A 20,202-nucleotide genomic window follows, 5' to 3' on the forward strand; every position below is an offset into this window, starting at 1 on the left:
AACCATATGAGGGAAAAAACATGACCCGTTTTTGGAAAGTGTTCGCCATCGTCATCTTGTTCGCCGCCTCGAGCGCTTTTGCCGCCGCCGAGGAACGTTGGCAGACCTTGCCGGAGCCTGCGGCCATGCCCAAACCCGATCAGAGCGGATATGCGCCGGTGAACGGCATCCAGATGTACTACGCCGTTTTCGGCGCGGGCGACCCGGTGCTCCTCATTCACGGCGGCCTCGGCCACGCCGACATCTGGGCCAGCCAGGTGGCCACGCTTTCCAAGACGCACAAGGTGATCGTCGCCGACAGCCGTGGCCACGGCCGCTCCACCCGCACCGAGCAGCCCTATGGCTATGACTTGATGGCGTCGGACTATCTGGCGCTGCTCGATCACCTGAAGATCGACAAGATCGCGCTCGTCGGCTGGAGCGACGGCGGCATCATCGGTATCGACATCGCGCTGCATCATCCGGAGCGGCTGACAAGGCTGTTTGCGCAAGCCGCCAACGTAACCACCGACGGCGTCGATCCGGGCGTGATGACCAACAAGACCTTTGCCGCCTACATCGACCGCTCCGGCCGCGACTACAAGAAGATGTCGAAAACACCGGACCAGTATGACGCCTTCGTGGCGCAGATGAGCCATATGTGGGAGACCGAGCCGGCGTGGACCAAGGAGCAGCTCGCTGAGATAACCACGCCGACGGCGATCGTTGCCGGCGACCATGACGAAGCGATCAAGCGCGAACACACCGAATATATCGCCTCCGTCATCCCCGGCGCGAAGCTGATTATCCTGCCCAACGCCAGTCATTTCGCCATGCTGCAAGCGCCGGATGAATATAGCCAGGCTGTGCTGGACTTCATCGACGCCAAATAGAGGATTCTGTGCGGCGACAGGGGGATTGCGATTGCGGCGAATGCGGTTATCCTTCTGGCGAGGACCTTTCTGAATCGTCATTTGGGGAGTTCGATGCGTCGACTGATAGTCGCAAGTGCCGGTTTTCTTGCCGTTCTGGCCGTGCCGGCTTTTGCAGCCGACCCAGCGGTCGACGTGCCTATGACCGCGCCCGGCTTCGACTGGACGGGCTACTACGCTGGTCTGCAGGCCGGCTATGGCTGGGGCCAATCCGATATATCGGTGACAGAAGGCGCGCCGTTTTCCATCGCGCCCGACATTGACGGCGGTTTTGTCGGCGGCCATGTCGCAGGCCTGTGGCAGTTCAACCAGGCGGTGCTCGGCGCCGAGGCGGACCTCAACTATTCCTCGGTCGGCGGCACGACGGTATCGGCGCTGGGAAGCACATTCGGCACCGACATCAAGTGGTTCGGGTCGGTCAACGCCAAGGCCGGCTACGCCATGGATCGCCTGCTGGTCTACGGCATTGGCGGCGTCGCCTTTGCCGGCATCGAAATATCGCAAGTCGCGGGTCCGGCGTTCGCCAGCACGCGCACGAATGTCGGCTGGACCGTGGGTGCCGGCGTCGACTACGCGTTGACCGACAAGTTCGTCGTCGGCGCACAGTATCGCTACTATGATTTCGGCTCCGAGCACTACGACGTGGCGGAACCCTTCAACGATCGCGATCAGAACGTGAAGTTCAACACGGTAGGCATCAATTTGAGCTACAAGTTCTGAGCAGGGCCACAATCGCGACGCTGCCGGACCAGGCAACCACTCAAAGGGCTCTTTCATGGAAGGGTGGCCGACGCTCCCAGTGGGCGGGGGGAATGGGTTGGGCCTGAGAGGCGCCGGCCTTGGCAGATCAAATCCACCACACAGGCATCCTACCACTACCCGCCGCGCCGATAATTCCGTGATCGCGCCAGTATCATCAAGCCGCCCCGTCTGTTTGCACGTTCGGCGAACGCTCAACAACACGACTTGACGGCCTGTGTCAGGCGTCTGAAAAGGGCTGGCCTGCGGACGTGGCGGAATTGGTAGACGCAAGGGACTTAAAATCCCTCGATCTCTGATCGTACGGGTTCGATTCCCGTCGTCCGCACCAGCCTTCGCTCTTCGAGCTTGGGGTGGCGGGCCACCTGAAGCTCGTTAGTGCATGTCGCCCAAAGTGACCTCGGTTTTGGGAGAGCGACATGCACAAAGACAAAGACCTGAAGCGGGTCGCCTGAAGGCGCGACACCGCTTAGACAAAGGAGCGTCCTCCGAAGCCTTGGCCAAGGAGGACCGGTTCGAATTTCATCCGTTCAGGCGCACCAATTTCACCAGCCAGGGCTTGTTGGCATCTCTACGCCTCGAACACTTTCTGTGTGAACCATTCCGCCAGCCTGGCAAGCTCAGGCCCCAGCACACGATCGGCACCGACAGGCGGCACGATAGCTCTGATTTGATCGACGAAGGAGCGCAGTGCCGGCGGCGGCGTCCGTTCGGTGACGTGCAGCGCCTGCGAGGCGATCATCGCCAGCATCGCCATGGCGGCATCGACGCAGCGGCCGGCGGTAGCTTCCTTGGTCCATGCGAAGAATGCCGTCGTGGCGACGTCGTCCTGCCCCGCACCGGCCGATTCCGTGCCCGGAATGAAGGTACGTTGCGCCGCCAGCTTGGCCTGCTCGAGATAGCCGGTGATCGCCATCGGCACGTAGCCGACATTGCCGTGGCCATCGCTGTCGGCCGAGTGTCGTCCGGTCATCAGAAGATCGGGCAGCAGCGACACCTTGCCGTTGAGCAGCTTGGAGGCGTGGCGATCACAAAGCAGGCAGATGTCGGCCCATATCGCCGCCAGATCATCCAGCGCCGGCGTCGCCATGGCGTTGTGATAGCCGCCGGTCGAGATGCAGCGGTCGAGCGGATGTGCATCTTCGGGCGGGATATAGACCGGATTGTCCGATATAGAGGCCAGCGACACATTGGCTGCCCGCTCGGCCGACGACAGCGCACGATGCGCCTGGCCGAGGACGCGCGGCACGATGCGGTAGCTGACCGGCGCCTGATAATTGCGTCGCCCATCGCCGGCGCCAACCAGAAATTCCCGCAAACCCTGCAGGGCCGCGGCCTCATGCTCATCACCCCAGAGCGTATCGAGGGCGGCGTCATAGTGTTCGAGCGGGGCGCGAAACGCCTCGATCGACAGCGCGAACACTTTTTGCGCCATGCGGATCCGGCGGCGCGCCGCGAGCGCCGCGTCCGCTACGAGGGCTGCAGCGCAGGGCGAGCCGTTGATCAGCGAGCCGCGTTCCTTGACCTCGAGATCGAAGCGCGTCGAAAGCTCGGCAAACAGCGGATAGAGCGCCAGGATTTCGCCGGCGCCGCCCTGGCCCGAGGCCGGCACTGTTGGCATCGGCCCACCATTGAGCATTGCGGCCACGGCAAGCGCGATGCGTGGCGAGGTGGCGGCGTTGCCCTCGATGAAGTTCGTCAGGCGGGCAAGCACGATCGCCCTGACCACGCGATCCGGCAAGGGATCGCCGAACGAGGTGGCGGCGGCAAACGCCTTGATGCGCGCATGGCGATCCCGCTCGTCGAGTTCGAGCTTGCGGCTCGCCAGCTCTCCCATGGCGGTGGTGACGCCATAGATGACCGGTGGCGGATCGGATTCAATCAGCCTGAGAAACGAGGCGCGGCATTCGGCGATGCGCTGCAAGGCCTTCTCGTCGATGTCCACCGTGTCCTTCTTCCAGGCGACGCGGAAAACAGTGTCGAGGTTGATGTCCTCACGCGTCGACAGGCTAACTGGCATGTTTCACACCACTGCAAATAAGGGACTTAGTAGAGTGGTTCCTCGAACAGCGTCTTGTCGCCGTCCACCAGCGCCTTGATCTGCGCGGTGCCGTCGCCGGCGAGCGCAAGACGGATGCCGAATGGCCGCACCCGCATGTCGTTCTGGATCGCCATCCCCTCGCCTTCCGGCAGATAGAAGCGTTCGATGCCATAGTCCGGCGCGATGGTCATCCCTTCGCCGCGAAGATCCCAGCCCTCGGCGATGTGGCCTAAAATATCGGCCTCGTCCGCAGCGGCCGGCTTCGGCGCCTTGCCGAACCAGGCTGTCGTCGGCTGCCAATAGCCGTCGGAGCCCTTCTTCAGGCGCACGACAATCGAGGTGTCGTCGCTGGAAAACTTGTCGGGCGGAATGTTGGCGATCATTTTCACCGGTATGCGCGAAATATCGTAGCCCAGGATAATATAATCGCCGCGCAGGAGGTCGCGCGGATCGACAGGTTCGATCTTCAGCAAGACTTCCTTGCCGTTGCGCAGGATGGCCGCGCGACCGGCGATGATCCAGCTCAGGAAGCCGATTTGAACGAGCGCCAGCACCAGTGCCGAGATGACAAGCCTTTTCCCGGTGATCATGCCGTGGCTCCTTTGGTATCTGGACCTTTCATACGCTTTTCCACGCGGATGATGACGATCGCAAGGATGCCGAGCAGCACTGCGGCGGCCAGGAAGAAGCCGGCCGTATCGAGCATCGATTGCAAGGTCACCACATAGATGATGGCGAGTTCGAAGGCGAAGCCGGCATAGGCAAGCCAGCGCAGCCCACGGCTCTCCCGTCCCGCCAGCACGATTGCCCCGACGATGCCGGCCAGCGCGATCACCGAAGCGAGGGCAAAACCGCTGTTGTAGGTGCTCTCGTCGGCGAGTTCGAACTGGATCATCGCCAGGCCGGTGAGGAAGCCGAGCAGTGCGTGCAAGGGCAAGCGGCCGCCGAGCTGCACGACCCGGTCGACCGGATCCGGCGCGAAGACCGAGGCCGCGAACAGCAGCGCCGAGACGACGACCAGCGGGATAGCCACCTGCAGCGTGTCGTGGTTGGTGACGAGCAGCACAAGATAAAACAGAACCGACAGGATGATCAGGTGGCGCGCCGCCTGGCTGCGGGTCCAGAACGATACGGCAAACAGCACGATCGCCATGATCACGAAGGCATGCGGAAATTCGCTGCGGCTGTAGTAGTCGAAGCCTTTGAGGAACAGCCAGGCATCGGCGATGCCGACCGAAGCGACCGTCAGCGGATTCGAACGCAGCGCAACCGCCGCCAGCGCCGTGCCGGCGCCCCAGGTGACCAGAGCAGACGCCTCGTCGCCCGAGAGATGATACATCTGGCCGATCAGCGCGATCGAGCCGCCGAAAGCCGCGGCCGCCACGATCCACAGCGCTTCGCCGAGCGCCGGATGGTCGCGGGTCTTCAGCACCGCGCCGCCGACATAGCCGCCGAGGATGACGGCAAACAGTGCCGCCACGCGTGCCAGGCGCGGGATCGCGTCCCAGTTGGCGGCGACGAAAATCAGGATGGCGGCGCCGAACAGCAAGGCGGCCATCATTGCCAGGATAGAGCCGAAGCTAAGCGACTCGCGCGCGTTGGCCTCGACATTGCACGAAAGCGAATCGGCTGTGGCGGCGTCGATCAGCCCGGCCTGCAGCCAGCGCGCGATATCCGCCCTGACCCGCGACGAATAGCTCGCCATGCTGTGTCTCCCCCACGTTTGGTCTTTTTTCAGCCGATCCGGTCAAATCGTTGACGCGGCGGCATTTTCCGATTCGGGTTCTGTGTCAGGTCCGTGAACGCCCGTTAATGCTGCATTGCACAATTTGCATTGCTGCCATGCAGCCATAGCGCTTTTAAATCGATATGGGTCCGCCTATTTATAGTTCGTACACAAACGGAATGATCCGCAAGAAAGACGAAACGAGAACTACCATGAACCTGATCCGCAACTACCGCAACTGGCGCCGCTACAGGGACACCGTGTCCGAGCTGAGCCGCCTGAGCAACCGTGAACTGACCGACCTCGGCATCAGCCGCAGCGACATTCCTTACGTCGCTCGCAAGGCGGTCTAATTCTTCGGACCGCGAATGGTCCGAACCAGTTTTGAAAAAGAGAACGACAATGAACCTGATCCGCAACTATCGTAACTGGCGCGTTTATCGCGAGACGGTTACCGAGCTGGGTCGCCTTTCCAACCGCCAGCTGCATGATCTCGGTATCGTCCGCGACGAAATCAAGATCATCGCCCGCCAGGCGATCTAGACAGAATTTCGGCAGGGTCGACCTCCTCCCCGACCTTGACGAATACGGTCACCCCTTACCTCCTCCCAAGGGTTGACCACAAAAACGGCGCCCGCCGCACCTCCTCCCGCGGCGGGCGCTGTTTCCCCGGGGCAAATCAAATTTGCCCAGAAGGGTTTCGCCCCTTTCAAAATTAGCGAAAGAGATTTCGTCAAAGCCGACCTCCTCCCCGGCAATGACGAATAGGTCCGACCTTCACCTCCTCCCGAAGGTTGGCCACCAAAACGGCGCCCGCCGCACCTCCTCCCGCGGCGGGCGCTGTTTCCCGGCCCCAGAAGGGTTTCGCCCCTTTCAAAATTAGCGAAAGAGTTTTCGTCAAAGCCGACCTCCTCCCCGGCGATGACGAATATGGTCGGCCTTCACCTCCTCCCGAGGGTCGACCCCAAAAACGACACCCGCCGGACCTCCTCCCCCGGCGGGTGTTGTTGTTTTCAGGGGCGCTCCGATCAGCAGCTGTTTGCTCCGCACCGCGCACGGCAATTGCAATCGCCGCACCAAGCGATTATTCCGGCTTTCATGAGCAAAAACCCAATCCACATCATCGGCGGCGGCCTCGCCGGTTCCGAAGCCGCATGGCAGGCAGCCGAGGCCGGCGTGCCCGTCATCCTGCATGAAATGCGGCCCGTTCGCGGCACCGATGCGCACAAGACCGACAGCCTGGCCGAGCTGGTCTGTTCGAACTCCTTCCGCTCCGACGACGCGGACAACAATGCCGTCGGCCTGTTGCATGCCGAAATGCGGCTGGCCGGCTCGCTGATCATGAGCGCCGGCGACGCCAACCAGGTGCCTGCTGGCGGCGCGCTCGCCGTCGACCGCGACGGATTTGCCGACGCGGTGACGAAAAGGCTTGAAGCGCACCCGCTGATATCAATCCAGCGCGAGGAAGTGCCGGGCCTGCCGCCGGCGGATTGGGACCAGGCGATCATCGCCACGGGTCCATTGACCGCGCCCTCACTTGCCCAGTCGATCGCGGAAGCGACCGGCGCCGATGCGCTAGCCTTCTTCGACGCCATCGCGCCGATCGTCCACTTCGACACGATCGACATGGACATTTGCTGGTTCCAGTCGCGCTACGACAAGGTCGGGCCCGGCGGCACCGGTAAGGACTACATCAACTGCCCGATGGACAAGGACCAGTACCTTGCCTTCGTTCAGGCGCTGGTCGACGGCCAGAAAACCGAATTCAAGCAATGGGAAGGCACGCCCTATTTCGACGGCTGCCTGCCGATTGAGATCATGGCCGAACGCGGCGTCGAGACGCTCCGTTACGGCCCGATGAAGCCGATGGGGCTGACCAATGCACACAATCCGACGGTGAAGGCCTATGCCGTCGTCCAGCTGCGGCAGGACAATGCGCTGGGCACGCTCTATAACATGGTCGGCTTCCAGACCAAGCTGAAGCACGCCGAGCAGGTGCGCGTGTTCCGCACCATACCGGGTCTCGAAAACGCCGATTTCGCCCGCCTCGGCGGCCTGCACCGCAACACCTACATCAACTCGCCGACCTTGCTCGACGCTTCGCTGCAGCTGAAGTCGCGCCCCGGCCTGCGTTTTGCCGGCCAGATCACCGGCTGCGAGGGCTATGTCGAGAGTGCCGCGATCGGCCTGCTCGCCGGCCGTTTCGCCGCCGCGGAAAGGCTCGGCCATGCGCCGTCGCTGCCGCCGCTGACTACGGCCTTCGGCGCGCTGCTCAACCACATCACAGGCGGCCACATCGTTTCGGATGACGAGCCGGGAAAGCGCTCCTTCCAGCCGATGAATGTCAATTTCGGCCTGTTCCCGCCTGTGGAAGCGCCGAAGACCGAGGGCAAGCGCATGCGCGGCAAGGACAAGACCGTCGCCAAGCGGCATGCCATCACATCGCGCGCACGCGCCGATTGCCGGCAATGGCTGGGATTGGCGGCGCAAACGGAAACGGCCGAAGCTGCAGAGTAGCCAGCTTCCTCCCTGATTGGACCATAGGCGTCAAGTAGGATACTATCTCACTTCTTGCCTAAGAGAGACAGCCATGGAATCCGCCGAGAAACTATCGGTCACCGTCACGCCCGCAATGGCGCGCATGATCCGCGAAAAGGTCGAAGATGGCTCCTTCGGATCGGCCAGCGAAGTCATCCGTGCAGCCCTTCGCGCCTTCCAGCGCGAAGAGGAAGAGCATGCCGAGCGCATGGCGTCGATCAGAGCCCGGGTGAAGGCGTCGATCGAGGATACAAGGCCGGGCCATTCGGGAGAAGAGGTTCGCACTCACCTCCGGGGACTCTTCGCCCAGTATTCGAGCCGTGCCGATGATTCGGCGGCTTGAGGTCGAGTATCGTGAAGATGCCAGAAATGATCTGGCCAACATTTTCAGACATATAGTCGAAGCCAATGGAAGTCCTGACGTCGCGCTGAAGTTCGTTCTGCGCATCGAAGACCGGTGCCAGAGCATCGGCAACGCGCCTCGCGGCGGTCGTTCCCGCGACGACATCCTGCCAGGATTGCGAACAGTTCCGTTCGAGCACTCTGCAGTCATCGCTTACATCATCGACGATAACTTCGTCCGCATCGTCAACATCTTCCATGGCGGTCGCGACTATGAAACGCTGATGCGCGAGGGCGGGTCGAGCGAACCATCCTGAGGCGATGGTTATTCGGCTGGCTCGACACCAGCCGCCGGCAACCCCGGCTTGCCCGCCTCATCAGGATTTCGCCTGACATAGGCAGCTTTCAATGTCTCGGAAGTTTCGCGCGAGCCGTCATGGCTCCAGCCCGGCGGCTTGATCAGATAGTTCAGGCGGTCGCTCAACGTCAGACCGGGCGCAAAGGCATCCCTGAACATGCCGATCCATTCATGGAACGCCACTTTCAGCGGATTGAAGGTGCCGAGATTCCTGACGATGCCGTAGCGCGGCCGGTCTTCTTCCAGTTCTCCGACGAAGGTGCCGAACACGCGATCCCAGATGATCAGCGTGCCGGCATAGTTGGCGTCGAGGTAGCGCGGATTGGTGGCGTGATGGACGCGGTGGTGTGACGGCGTGTTGAAGACGAACTCGAACCAGCTCCACATCTTGCCGATCGTCTCGGTGTGGATCCAGAACTGCCAGACAAGGTTGAAGCCGAAGGTGAAGGCAATCACCGCCGGGTGGAAGCCGAGCAGCACCAGCGGCGCCTGCAAAACGAACATGAAGGTGAACAGACCGGTCCAGCTTTGCCTGAGCGCCGTCGACAGATTGTAGTGCTGGCTGGAATGGTGGTTTACGTGTTCGGCCCACACCCAGCGCACCCGGTGCGCGATGCGATGATAGACGTAGTAGCGCAGATCATCGAGCAGGAAGGCGGCCAGGAACACCCAGACCGACAGGCCGAGATTGAAGACGCGGAATTGCCACAGCCACAGCAGTGCCCAGTAGGACACGACGCCAAGCAGCAGCCCGGCAACGACATTGCCGGTGCCCATCATCAGGCTGGTCAAGGTGTCGCGCGTCTCGAACGAATCCCTGGCGCGGCCGGTGCGCACCAACCAAAGCTCGATCAGGATCGCGACCACGAAGAACGGGATGGCCAGTTGGGTGACTTGCGGGAAATTGTAGCTGTCCATCACGCGGCCTGCCCAGTGGAATTTGAACCTTGCGGCTCAAGCGCTTTCAGCACGCCCTGTGCATCCGTTGAGCTGGCAAAGCGGAAGCGGCCGCCCTTCCAGGTGAAATCGGCGAGCCGCAGCGAAACCGTGTTCGCATCTCCGGCGTTCAAAACCGCGACATTCTGAGGCGAGACGATGCGGGTCAAAAAGCGATCGCCGATGCTGTGAACGATGCCGATGCGCCCTCGCCCGATATCCAGAAACGCCGTCTTGGCATCCGCTGTCAGGCGGACCACCGTCGCGATCTCGTCGGGAAAATCCTCAGTGAATCGGCTCACTGCGCGATCGACACTGCTGAGCGTCGCCGTCTTGCTGCCGCCGGTGAAATGCACCGCCGCAACCGACAGCGCGATGCCGAAGGTAACGATCGCTACCAATATGGGTAAGCTCATTCATCTCCTCCGGGCCGGCCTGTTGTCTTCAGCAACAGTTTGGCGCGGGGACGTCTTAACATGATTGACGTTTACGTCAAAGCGCAGGCCAGCCCTTGCTCGCGCGACGCAGCAGCAGCCAATGCCGGCGCAAGGCCGACAGCCGCGCCACGCCTTCGAGCGGCGAACCATTCTCCATCTTGCCGAGATAGGCACGTGACAGGGCGAGCGGCAGGAATGCCGGACGCAGCGATACAGGCAGAGCCGGAGCGCCTCGCTCGAAGGCGGAAAGATGTTCCCGTGCCAGCGCCATCATCGCCGCCACCGCGCGTTTGGCGCCGGGTCCGCCATCACCGGCAACGAACTCCTGCGGCGAAGAGCCGGCCGCTGCAAGGATATCGGCCGGGACAAAACACTGTCCGCGCCGGCGATGCAGCGGCAACAGCAGCAGCAGGCCGGTCATCGCCTGCGCACAGCCTGCCCTGCCCGCCAGATCGGCAAAGCGCGGCGCCTCGACGGGATCGAGCACCATCGCCGCAAGCTGGATGAGTGCTGCGGCCGTCTCGCCGCAATAGCCTTCCAGATCGGTGCGCGACGGCATCGGGTCGTCGTAGAGGTCGAAGATGCGCGCATCGAGCATGTTCTCGAAGGCCGGCTCCGGAAGGCCGAACGTCGCTATCGTGGCGTTCAAGGCTTCGGCAACGGGATGGCCGGCGCCGGCCTCGCCGCCGGCGGCAATGACATCGCGCCACCACTGCAGCCGCACTTCGCCCGGCAGCGCTTCATGGATGCGATCGCGAATGCCTGCGATCTCGGCATTGAAGGCATAGAGCGAAAACAGCGCGTCGCGCTTGTCCGCCGTTGCATAGAGCGCGGTCAGATAGCGGTCATGGTCGGTGGCGCGCACCGCGTCCATGACGATTTCAGCGCTTCGAGACATGTCAATCGACGGCAATGAGCGCTGCGGCCACCGCGCGCTCTTCCGCCAGAAGGACATTGTAGGTCCGCACCGCGGCCCCCGTCGACATCGGGTCGGATGCAATGCCGGCGGCCTTCAGCGCGGCCCGCAATGCGGCGGGCAATGGCCTGAGATCCCTGCCCATGCCGACCAGCAGGATTTCGACCTTGTCGGCCTCAGCCAGCAGCCTGTCGAAATCCGCCACCGTCAGCGCCAGGGGATCAGCCGGTTCCCAACCATGGATGCCGGATGGCAGGCACATGAGCGAACCACGGTGCGACATGTCGGCAAAGCGGAACCCGCCATTGCCGTAGGCTTCGATCGGCGCGCGGCCCGGAAAATGCGCCTCGCGGATGACGATGCCTTTGCTGGTCATCGTTCTGTCATCCCTTCGGGGCGGCGCGTCAGGTCGCGACCGCCTTGCCGCCATTGACCGGCTTCTCCTCGTCGGCAGTTGCCTGCGGCCGCAACTTGAACAGGATCAGCAGCGGTGCGGCGATAAAGATCGAGGAATAGGTGCCGAAGACGACGCCGAACAGCATGGCCATGGTGAACGAGCGGATCACCTCGCCGCCGAACAGCACCAGCGCCAGCAGCGCCAGGATCGTCGTCACCGATGTCAGTGTCGTCCTCGACAGAGTCTCGTTGATGGCGTTGTTCAACAGTTGCGGCAGCGGCATCCGCTTGTATTTTCGCAGATCCTCGCGAACACGGTCATAGACCACGATCGTGTCATTCAGCGAATAGCCGATGATGGTCAGGATCGCCGCCAGTGACGACTGGTTGAACTCCAGCCCGGTGATGACGAAGAAGCCAAGTGTCATGACCACATCGTGCACCGTCGCCACGATGGCGCCGACCGCGAACTGCCATTCGAAGCGGAACCAGACATAGACCAGGATGCCGAGCAGCGCGATCAGCATGGCGATGGTGCCTTGCTTGGCGAGTTCTCCGGAGACTGTCGGTCCCACCACTTCCACGCGGCGGAAGTCATAATTGTCCTGCAGTTCGCCGCGCACCTTGTCGATGACGGTCTGCTCGGCATTCTCGCCGCCATCCTGCGTGCCGACGCGGATCAACACGTCGTTGGGCGTACCGAACTGCTGGACCTGGACTTCGCCGATGTTGAGCTCGGTCAGGCGCGAGCGGAGGTCGGCGAGGTCGGCATTGCCGCTCTTGGCCTGTACCTCGATCAGCGAACCGCCCTTGAAATCGATGCCGTAATTGATGCCGACGGTCATGAACATCACCACCGAGAGGATCGACAGTGCGCTTGACAGCGTGAACGTCCAGCGACGGATGCCCATGAACGGAATTTTCGTGCCGGGCGGAACGAAGGTCACCGGCGCGCGCGGCAGTTCCTTCGGGCGAGCCCGGCGCAGCCAGATCGAGACCAGCAGCCGGGTGAAGGTGAAAGCGGTGAACACGGTCGTCAGGATGCCGATGGCATAAGTGATGGCAAAGCCCTTCACCGGCCCGGTACCGAGATAGAACAGCACCACGGTGGCGATCAGCGAAGTGATGTTGGAATCGACGATGGTCGCCAGCGCCTTGGTGAAACCGGTATCGATCGCCTGGATCACGGAGCGGCCGGCGCGTCGCTCCTCGCGGATTCGTTCGTAGATCAGCACGTTGGAATCGACCGCCATGCCGATGGTCAGCACGATACCGGCGATACCAGGCAAGGTCAGCGTCGCGCCAAGCAACGAGAGCACGCCGACGATCATCGCCACGTGCACCGCCAGCGCGATGTTGGCCAGGAAGCCGAGGAAGCCGTAGGCGACGAACATGAAGGCGACGACGAGGATAGAACCGATGATGCCGGCGACCTTGCCGGCATGGATCGAATCCTGGCCAAGGCCCGGACCCACCGTGCGTTCTTCGATGACCGTAAGCGTTGCGGGCAACGCACCGGCGCGCAGCAGCACCGCAAGGTCGTTGGCGCTCTGGGCGGTGAAGTTGCCGGATATCTGGCCGGTGCCGCCGAGGATCGGCTCGCGGATCTGCGGCGCCGAAATCACCTGGTTGTCGAGGATGATGGCGAACAGCTTGCCGACATTCTGCGCAGTGGCCTGGCCGAAGCGCGCCGCCCCTTTCGAATCAAAGCGGAACGACACCACCGGCTCGTTGTTCTGCGAATTGTATGTCGCCTGTGCGTCAACGAGGTTTTCGCCCGAGACGATGACGCGATTTTCGATCAGATACGGAACCGGCGGATCGTCCTGCGAGTACAGCACCGACGAGCCGGCTGGCGGACGGCCGTTGAGGGCATCCTGCACCGGCATCGACTGGTCGACCATCTGGAAGGTCAGCTTGGCGGTCTGGCCGAGGATTTCCTTCAGCCTTTGCGGGTCCTGAAGACCCGGCACCTGGACAAGGATACGGTCGTCGCCCTGTCGCTGCACGATAGGTTCGGTCGTGCCGAGTTCGTTGACGCGGCGCTCGACCACCTCGATCGACTGCGTCAGCGCCGTCGATGTGCGATATTTGATGCCGGCGTTGGTGACGTTGAACTTGAGCAGGCCGGGCTCGGAATCATCGAGCGTCATTTCCTGGATGGAGCCGCCGGTGAACAGGCCGGCAGCGACCGGATCGGTCAGCGTCTTCAGCGCCGTCTTGGCGGCATCGATCTGGGCGGGATCGGTGATACGGACCTGCAAGACACGTCCGGTGCCGGCGAGGCCGGTGTAGCCGATCTTGGCGTCACGCAGCAGCGTGCGGATTTCGTCGCGCGTCGTCTCCAACCGGTCCTTGATCAGATCGTTCTGATTCATCTCCAGCAGGATGTGCGAGCCGCCCTGCAGATCGAGGCCGAGCGTCATCTGCCGCTTCGGCACCCAGTCGGGAAGCTTGGCCAAAGTGCTTGCGGGGATGAGATTGGGCGCGGCGAGGATCACCGTGATGGCCACGGCCACCCAGATCAGGATCATCTTGAAGCGCGAAAAATACAGCATATGGCGTCGTCCGTCAGAGCGTGTCCGCGGATCGCTCCGCCTAAAATTCGGTTATTTCTTGGCATTCTGGTTCGCCACCGGCTCACCATTCATCCGCGCATCTGTGGTTGTCGAGCACAAGGCGGTCACTTTGGTGCTGCCATCGGACTTTCTTCAACTATTGTCAATCGTGCGGGTAAGCGGCCATTGCGTAATAGCACGGCGAGATCGTTAGCGTCCTCGACAGTGAAATTGCCCGATATCTGGCCGATGCCGTCAAGGATGGGCTCGCGGATTACCGGTACTGAAACCACCCGACCGTCCAGCACGACTGCAAACGAACTGCCGACATTCTGCGAGGTCTCCCGGCTTAGCCGTGCGGTTCCTTTTGAATCGACCCGAAACAGGACAATCGGCTTGTTACTTTGCGGGCTGTAGGCCGGCTTCGCATTGATCAGGTTGTCATCCGAAACGATGACACGGTTCTCGATCAGGTAGGGGACCGGCGGATCGTCGTGTGAATAAAGCATGCTGGACGAATTGGGCAGCGGCCCATTAAGCGCGTCTTTCACCGGCATCGATCCATCAATCATCTGGACAGTCAGCTTGGCGGCACGAACAAGGATATTACTTAGCCTATGCGAATCCTTGAGGCCCGACACTTGGACCATAATCCGATCATCGCCTTGCTGCCGCACGATCGGCTCCGAAATGCCCGATTCAACCCTCCTGAAGTCATGGATGCGATGCTTGATGACCTCCACTGACTGCTTCAAAGCCGCGGACGTTAGGTATTTGATGCCGGCGCCCGTGATGACGAATTTGAGCAAGACTGGTCCGGACTCATCCAGCACCAGCTCCTGGACTGCGTCATCATCGGCAGACGGATCGGTCAGTGTCTTTAGCGTTACTTTGGCCAAAACAAGCTGAGCGGCATCCGAAATGTGTACCTGAACCGCGCGACCCGATACAGCCAGACCGGTATAGCCGATGTGAGCGGAACGCAGCAGTGAGCGGATTTCGTCTTGGGTCGTCTCCAGCCTGCCTTTGATCAATTCGTCCAGATCCAGGCCGAATACGAAGCGCGAAATGCCCTTTTGATCGAGGCCAATCGCCGTCTGGATTTTTGGTGCCCAATAAGGCTGCTTCGCGAGCGGACTTGCCGCGAAAAGGATGGACACATCAAGCACTGCTGTAATGACCGCAGCCACACAGATCAGAACTATCCTGAAGCGCGAAGAAGGCGGCAAATGGCGTCCTCCGTCAGGCATGCTGGCGGATCCCTCCGCCGACAATTCGGTTATCTCTTGGCGTTCTGGTTGGCGACCGGCTCGCCCTTGACGCGCACATCGGCGATCGTGGAACGCAGCGCCGTCACCTTCATGCCACCGCCGAGGTCGATCTCGAGCTCGTTGTCGTCGATCACCTTGGTCACCTTGCCGACGAAGCCGCCGCCGGTGACGACCGTGTCGCCGCGACGGACCGCGGCCAGCATCTCGCCGCGCTTCTTCAGCTGCGTGCGCTGCGGCCTGATGATCAGAAAATACATGATCACGAAAATCAGGACAAACGGCAAAATGCTGATGAACATGTCTGGAGAAGCGCCGACGCCTTGGGCGTATGCCGGTGTCACGAACATCGAGGTACTCCTGAATTTTGAAAACAGCCGCCAATCTGGCGGCCCCTTGAAATTTGGCCGGAATATAGTCGGTAAAGTTGTCAATGCAACTGCGCGGCCGCCCAAATCGGCTGCTTTTCCGGCCTGTTGAGCCGTGTTAGAGCAGGATCGCGAAAAGCGCGAGCCAGTTTTTGGAAAAGATCACGCTCGAACAAAAGGTTGCAGCCGGTTTTGTATCAGACGGAATCGGCCAGCTTCACGCCCCCACACGTCAAAACGCGAAACAAAAGACAGCCATGACCGACAGCAGCATTGAAGCCCTGAACCAGAAACTCGACCGGCTGATCGAAGCGGTGAGCCGTCTTGCCCCGCCGCCGGTACCCCAAACCGACATCGGCGCGGCCGATTGCTTCGTCTGGCAGGCCGATCCGGGCTATCTGGAACCGGTGCGCAGGGTTAACCGCGTCGACATCGGCCTGATCCGTGGCGTCGACCGCGTCCGCGACATCCTTGTCGACAACACCGAACGCTTCGCTGGCGGCTATCCGGCCAACAACGTATTGTTGTGGGGCGCGCGCGGCATGGGCAAATCGTCGCTGGTCAAGGCCGTGCATGCCCAGATCAACGCCAGGACCAAGTCCGACCTGACGTTGAAGCTGATCGAAATCCACCGCGAGGACATCGACACGCTGCCGAAGCTGATGGGATTGCTCAAGGCGGCGCCCTTCCGCTTCATCCTGTTTTGCGACGACCTCTCCTTCGACCATGACGACACCTCCTACAAATCGCTCAAGGCAGCGCTCGAAGGCGGCGTCGAGGGCCGCCCCGCCAATGTCATCTTCTATGCCACCTCGAACCGCCGGCATCTTTTGCCCCGCGACATGATCGACAACGAGCGCTCGACCGCCATCAACCCGTCCGAGGCGGTCGAGGAAAAAGTGTCGCTGTCCGACCGGTTCGGGCTGTGGCTCGGCTTCCACAAATGTTCGCAGGACGAGTATCTCGACATGATCGACGGCTATGTCAGGCACCATGGCCTTGTCGTGGATCCCGAGCAACTGCGCGCCGAAGCACTGGAATGGGCGACCACCCGCGGCAGCCGCTCAGGTCGCGTCGCCTGGCAGTTCACCCAGGACCTGGCTGGCCGGCTCGGCAAGCCACTGAGGGACTGATACGTTGGGTGGCGTCGCCAACGCCATCCAATGACAAGATCATTTGGGCTGCGACCGCCGCAAGTCACGCGGCGTTTGGCCGATCTCACGACGCATCCAATGCGCCAGGTGTGACTGGTGCGCAAAGCCCGTCAATTCCGCAACCTCGCTTGTGCTGAGATCCCCGCGCCGGAGCAGGACGCGTGCGCGTTCGACCCGGCGTCGCAACACGTACCGGTGCAGGGTGAAGCCTGTCGCCGCCTTGAACCAAGCCCGCAAGTGCGAGCTGCTCGCCCCGGCAACTCGGCTCAGTCGGAGGATCGAAAGGGGCTCGTGCAGGCCAGCCTCAATATGCTCCAACACACGCTTGAGCTGGGCATCTGACAACCGGTTTCTTCGGTCGACATCGAGATTGTCAAGACCGAGCAGCCTCACCGCAAGAGCTGCGCCAATGCTGTCGGCAAACAAAGGTCCACTCGGTGAGTTTGCGTTGACATCGCTCTCGAGTGCTCGGGCGAGATGTTGGATGCGCTGATCACGAAGCAGGTGACGTGTGTCGAGCGGCAATGCGCGCGCCTTGCCGCCAAGCTCAGCCGCCACCCTTTCCATCAGGGCTGGTTGTAACGCGATCTCGATCGTGTCGAACGGGGTTTCAGTCTCGAAACCGCCCTCTTGGCCAGCGGGCACCAGGTCAATATCGCCGGCGCGCCTCACGAAATATCGACCAACCTCATTGCAGTAGGAACGCGTCGCCGCGCTTGCATGCACCATGATGCGATGATGGGCCGCTTTGGAGAGACGATGGACGCCCGCTTCGATATGCCAGAAGGCCATTGTGACGTCGGGCGGAAATCGAGCCGGAACAGACTGCGAATGCATGCTTTCTCACTTCATGGCAAAACCTGTCCAAGAATTGGCAATTTCCGCGCGATTTTCAATGCCGGGGACATGTACCTACGCCTCTCCATAGAGTTTGGACGAGAGGTTGCCATGGGTTTTTATGTAGTTGTCGGAGCAGGCCCGGTCGGGCACGAGACCGCGCGCCTTCTGGGAGAAGAAGGACATGATGTCGTTCTCACGAGCCGGAGTGTCGGCTCAAACGGGTTGCGGAACGTCCGGGCGGTGCAGGCCGATGCCACCGATGGCGTTGAACTGGCGCGTATCTGCCGAAACGCCGACGCCGTTTTCATGTGTGCCATGGCCGCCTATCACCGGTGGCCGACCGACTTTTTCCCAATCATCGACGGCACCGTGCGGGCCGCGGAAGCGGTCGGCGCGAAGCTTGTGATACTCGGAAACCTCTATGGCTATGGCGAACATGCCGATAGTCCGCTTCACTCCGACCTGTCTCTGGATCCGACTTCGAAGAAAGGAACCGCCCGGACGATCATGTGGCAGCGCGCGGTCCGTGCGGACGTGCCGGCAGTCGAAGTGCGGTCCAGCGATTATCTTGGACATGGCGCGATCAGCTCTTTCTCACTGGTCGCGCTGCCCTCCATAATCGAGGGGAGGCCGACTGCTTTCATTGGAAACCTCGACGCGACTCATGCCTGGTCCTTCACGAAGGACGTGGCCAGGACACTGGTCGCCGCTTCCCGCTACACGGGCGAATGGGGACGAGCATTCCATGTTCCATCGCAACACGCCTCACCCCGGGAACTCATCCTAACGACGGCGGCAATGCTTCACCGTGAAATTCCAGAGACACGTTCCTATTCCATCCCCGAAATGGAGGCATCGGGCATGCATGAGCTCATCGAAATGAGCTACCTCTTCGACAATCCCTTGCTGGTCGATTCCTCCGACGCGGAGACGCTTCTCGGCATCAAGGCCAGCAGCCTTGGCGTCATGATCGCCGACACCCTGCGTGATCATCTTTGAAGCTTGAAGACTGGCGCGTCGCGTTGAAGCTGAAAAAGCCCGCTCCTTTCGGAACGGGCTGAGCCGGCGGGCCGGACTGGAGGTCAGACGGCCCGCAAAATTGCTTTTTTTCTTCTATTCGAGATAGCCTCGACTATTCGAGATAGCCGGACGGATCGACCGGGGCGGAGTTCTTGCGCACTTCGAAGTGCAGCTTCGGCGAGTCCGTCGTGCCGCTCATGCCCGACAGCGCGATTTCCTGGCCGCGCTTGACCTTCTGGCCGCGCTGGACCTCGATCGAGCTGGCGTGGCCGTAGACGGTGACCAGGCCATTCTCGTGGCGCACCAGCACCGTGTTACCGAATTCCTTGAGGCCGTCGCCGGCATAGATGACGACACCGTTTTCGGCTGCCTTGACCGGTGTGCCAGAGGGTACGGCGATGTCAACGCCGTCTTTGCCGGAGCCGAAACCGGAAATCACGCGGCCGCGCACCGGCCAGCGCATCTTGCCGATGCCGGTGGCGTCTGGCGCGACGGCGTCGTCGGCCTCGGCCTGCTGGATGACCTTCGAATCCTTCTTCGGCGGCGTGTAGGACGCCAGCGTTTCCGACGGCGTGGTCTTTGCCGCGGGCTGCGTCGTGGCCGTCGTCACCGGATCGACCTTGGCCGGCTTGGCGGCGGCGACGATCGCGGTTCCACCGGCAGGCACCTTCAGGGTCTGGCCGATCTTGAGCAAGCCATCCTGCATGCCGTTGGCCTGCTTGATGGCAACGACACCGACACCGGTCTTCCTGGCAATCGAGGAAAGCGTGTCGCCCGACTGAACCGTATAGGTGCCAGCTGCATTGGTCGCCTTGGCCGCAGCTACCTGCGGCTTGGGCTCCTTGGGCTGGCTCGCGGCGGCCGACGTGTCGACCGGAGCGGCGGACTTGCCCTCCCTAGGCTTCGGCTGCTGCGGCAGGACGGCCACCTTGTCGGGCGCGGTGGCCGGCAGGTTGTGCTTGGTGTCTTTCGCCGGCTTGGCATCCGCGAGCTTCGGCTCGCTCTTGCTCGAATAGGCGTAGGCCGGGATGACCAGCTTCTGGCCGGTCTTCAGCCCCTTGGTCGCGCTCAACCCGTTGACCTTCATGATCACGTCGGACGGCACCTTGTAGCGCTGCGCCAGGCCGCCGATCGTTTCGCCGTCCCTGACGACGATCTCGGTTGCATGCGGAGTGCCGGAAGCAGCCACGCGGGGTTCGTCAGGTTGCGAAACCTTGAAAGGCGACGCCACTGGGGCGACGGTGCCGGTCGTGGTCCTGTCGACATGCGGTGCCGGGGCTAATGCGGTGCGTACCGGCTTTGACACCGGCGCCACTTCGGAAGCCTGGGCAACCGGCGGCGGCAGCGGCCGCGTCGAGACCGGATCGAGGCTGGAGCGGCTGACCGACTGTGTATGGCTGCCATCGATCGGAGCGGCGGCGACATCGCCCGGATAGGGCTGCTGTACGGCATCCTGCTTGTTGATGATGGCGCGCTGATTGTTGGTCGAGGATGTAAAGACATCGTCGACGCCATTGAACCGCGAAACTTGGGAACTGCACCCCGCAGCAGCACCCGCGACCATCAGTATGGCGCAGCCTCGCGCCAGATTGCGACCGTTTGTCTTCAAAACACTGAGTTGCATCGCACTAACC

21 protein-coding genes and 1 tRNA gene are annotated in these 20,202 nt (G+C 61.9%); 10 read left to right on the forward strand and 12 right to left on the reverse strand.

The window, feature by feature from the left end; genetic code table 11:
• Positions 1-20: 20 nt before the first annotated feature.
• The 3 genes from NKH95_RS14685 to NKH95_RS14695 all read left to right on the forward strand — a co-directional run bounded on the left by NKH95_RS14685 (position 21) and on the right by NKH95_RS14695 (position 2,001).
• Positions 21-872, forward strand: a complete 852-nt coding sequence (locus tag NKH95_RS14685) for an alpha/beta fold hydrolase (RefSeq protein ID WP_352891864.1) — start codon at positions 21-23, stop codon at positions 870-872.
• 93 nt (positions 873-965) lie between these two features.
• A complete protein-coding gene (locus NKH95_RS14690; RefSeq protein ID WP_352891865.1) occupies positions 966-1,631 on the forward strand; it encodes an outer membrane protein in 666 nt (221 codons plus the stop codon).
• Between the two features lie 284 nt (positions 1,632-1,915).
• Positions 1,916-2,001: transfer RNA gene (locus tag NKH95_RS14695), tRNA-Leu, on the forward strand.
• A gap of 240 nt (positions 2,002-2,241) precedes the next feature.
• On the opposite strand, the gene NKH95_RS14700 is transcribed toward NKH95_RS14695, so the two are convergent.
• From NKH95_RS14700 to NKH95_RS14710, 3 genes are read right to left on the reverse strand one after another with little or no spacing between them, the layout of a single operon-like run.
• Positions 2,242-3,690 (reverse strand): aromatic amino acid lyase, encoded by a 1,449-nt coding sequence (locus NKH95_RS14700; protein WP_352891866.1) that lies wholly within the window; start codon positions 3,688-3,690, stop codon positions 2,242-2,244.
• A 26-nt stretch (positions 3,691-3,716) separates the two neighbouring features.
• On the reverse strand, positions 3,717-4,301 hold the full coding sequence (locus NKH95_RS14705; RefSeq protein WP_128304022.1) for a GDYXXLXY domain-containing protein: 585 nt from the start codon (positions 4,299-4,301) through the stop codon (positions 3,717-3,719).
• A complete protein-coding gene (locus NKH95_RS14710; RefSeq protein ID WP_352891868.1) occupies positions 4,298-5,416 on the reverse strand; it encodes a DUF2157 domain-containing protein in 1,119 nt (372 codons plus the stop codon). Before NKH95_RS14710 ends, NKH95_RS14705 begins: the two co-directional genes overlap by 4 nt.
• A 233-nt stretch (positions 5,417-5,649) precedes the next feature.
• Here NKH95_RS14710 and NKH95_RS14715 point away from each other — a divergent pair, with 233 nt between their 5' ends.
• The 5 genes from NKH95_RS14715 to NKH95_RS14735 all read left to right on the forward strand — a co-directional run bounded on the left by NKH95_RS14715 (position 5,650) and on the right by NKH95_RS14735 (position 8,634).
• Positions 5,650-5,790, forward strand: coding sequence for a DUF1127 domain-containing protein (locus NKH95_RS14715; protein ID WP_013531315.1), 141 nt, complete (start codon positions 5,650-5,652; stop codon positions 5,788-5,790).
• A gap of 49 nt (positions 5,791-5,839) precedes the next feature.
• Complete coding sequence (locus tag NKH95_RS14720) at positions 5,840-5,980, forward strand: DUF1127 domain-containing protein (RefSeq protein WP_013531314.1); 141 nt, start codon at positions 5,840-5,842, stop codon at positions 5,978-5,980.
• A gap of 555 nt (positions 5,981-6,535) precedes the next feature.
• Positions 6,536-7,954 carry a methylenetetrahydrofolate--tRNA-(uracil(54)-C(5))-methyltransferase (FADH(2)-oxidizing) TrmFO gene (gene trmFO, locus NKH95_RS14725; protein WP_352439910.1) on the forward strand — a complete coding sequence of 473 codons (1,419 nt, stop codon included), beginning with the start codon at positions 6,536-6,538 and terminating at the stop codon, positions 7,952-7,954.
• A gap of 73 nt (positions 7,955-8,027) precedes the next feature.
• Positions 8,028-8,318 carry a type II toxin-antitoxin system ParD family antitoxin gene (locus tag NKH95_RS14730; protein WP_128304019.1) on the forward strand — a complete coding sequence of 97 codons (291 nt, stop codon included), beginning with the start codon at positions 8,028-8,030 and terminating at the stop codon, positions 8,316-8,318.
• A complete protein-coding gene (locus NKH95_RS14735) occupies positions 8,302-8,634 on the forward strand; it encodes a type II toxin-antitoxin system RelE/ParE family toxin (RefSeq protein WP_128304048.1) in 333 nt (110 codons plus the stop codon). The genes NKH95_RS14730 and NKH95_RS14735 overlap by 17 nt, the downstream gene beginning before the upstream one ends.
• 8 nt (positions 8,635-8,642) lie before the next feature.
• On the opposite strand, the gene NKH95_RS14740 is transcribed toward NKH95_RS14735, so the two are convergent.
• The 7 genes from NKH95_RS14740 to yajC all read right to left on the reverse strand — a co-directional run bounded on the left by NKH95_RS14740 (position 8,643) and on the right by yajC (position 15,536).
• Positions 8,643-9,593: a sterol desaturase family protein gene (locus NKH95_RS14740; protein ID WP_206638039.1), complete on the reverse strand. Its 951-nt coding sequence runs from the start codon at positions 9,591-9,593 to the stop codon at positions 8,643-8,645.
• Positions 9,593-9,967 carry a hypothetical protein gene (locus NKH95_RS14745; RefSeq protein ID WP_348629836.1) on the reverse strand — a complete coding sequence of 125 codons (375 nt, stop codon included), beginning with the start codon at positions 9,965-9,967 and terminating at the stop codon, positions 9,593-9,595. The genes NKH95_RS14740 and NKH95_RS14745 overlap by 1 nt, the downstream gene beginning before the upstream one ends.
• 136 nt (positions 9,968-10,103) lie before the next feature.
• A complete protein-coding gene (locus tag NKH95_RS14750) occupies positions 10,104-10,946 on the reverse strand; it encodes a phytoene/squalene synthase family protein (protein ID WP_164892931.1) in 843 nt (280 codons plus the stop codon).
• Between the two features lies 1 nt (position 10,947).
• Positions 10,948-11,340, reverse strand: a complete 393-nt coding sequence (locus tag NKH95_RS14755; RefSeq protein WP_023812175.1) for an Mth938-like domain-containing protein — start codon at positions 11,338-11,340, stop codon at positions 10,948-10,950.
• Between the two features lie 28 nt (positions 11,341-11,368).
• Entirely contained in the window at positions 11,369-13,918 is a 2,550-nt protein-coding gene (gene secDF / locus NKH95_RS14760) for a protein translocase subunit SecDF (protein ID WP_352891872.1), read from the reverse strand.
• 125 nt (positions 13,919-14,043) lie between these two features.
• On the reverse strand, positions 14,044-15,168 hold the full coding sequence (locus NKH95_RS14765) for a SecDF P1 head subdomain-containing protein (RefSeq protein ID WP_155930585.1): 1,125 nt from the start codon (positions 15,166-15,168) through the stop codon (positions 14,044-14,046).
• Positions 15,169-15,197: 29 nt separating this feature from the next.
• Positions 15,198-15,536, reverse strand: a complete 339-nt coding sequence (gene yajC / locus NKH95_RS14770) for a preprotein translocase subunit YajC (RefSeq protein WP_352891874.1) — start codon at positions 15,534-15,536, stop codon at positions 15,198-15,200.
• Positions 15,537-15,811: 275 nt separating this feature from the next.
• On the opposite strand from yajC, the gene NKH95_RS14775 reads away from it, so the two are divergent.
• The gene (locus NKH95_RS14775; RefSeq protein WP_352891877.1) at positions 15,812-16,687 is read left to right on the forward strand and encodes an ATP-binding protein; all 876 of its coding nucleotides are present in this window, start codon (positions 15,812-15,814) and stop codon (positions 16,685-16,687) included.
• Positions 16,688-16,726: 39 nt separating this feature from the next.
• Here the strand turns inward: NKH95_RS14775 and NKH95_RS14780 are convergent, their stop codons facing one another.
• The gene (locus NKH95_RS14780; RefSeq protein ID WP_023812180.1) at positions 16,727-17,545 is read right to left on the reverse strand and encodes an AraC family transcriptional regulator; all 819 of its coding nucleotides are present in this window, start codon (positions 17,543-17,545) and stop codon (positions 16,727-16,729) included.
• A gap of 111 nt (positions 17,546-17,656) precedes the next feature.
• Here NKH95_RS14780 and NKH95_RS14785 point away from each other — a divergent pair, with 111 nt between their 5' ends.
• Entirely contained in the window at positions 17,657-18,547 is an 891-nt protein-coding gene (locus NKH95_RS14785; RefSeq protein ID WP_023812181.1) for an NAD-dependent epimerase/dehydratase family protein, read from the forward strand.
• Positions 18,548-18,680: 133 nt separating this feature from the next.
• On the opposite strand, the gene NKH95_RS14790 is transcribed toward NKH95_RS14785, so the two are convergent.
• Positions 18,681-20,192: a LysM peptidoglycan-binding domain-containing M23 family metallopeptidase gene (locus tag NKH95_RS14790; RefSeq protein ID WP_128304014.1), complete on the reverse strand. Its 1,512-nt coding sequence runs from the start codon at positions 20,190-20,192 to the stop codon at positions 18,681-18,683.
• Positions 20,193-20,202: the final 10 nt, after the last annotated feature.

The organism is Mesorhizobium sp. M0848, assembly GCF_040319805.1.
In the GTDB taxonomy this organism is placed as follows: domain Bacteria; phylum Pseudomonadota; class Alphaproteobacteria; order Rhizobiales; family Rhizobiaceae; genus Mesorhizobium.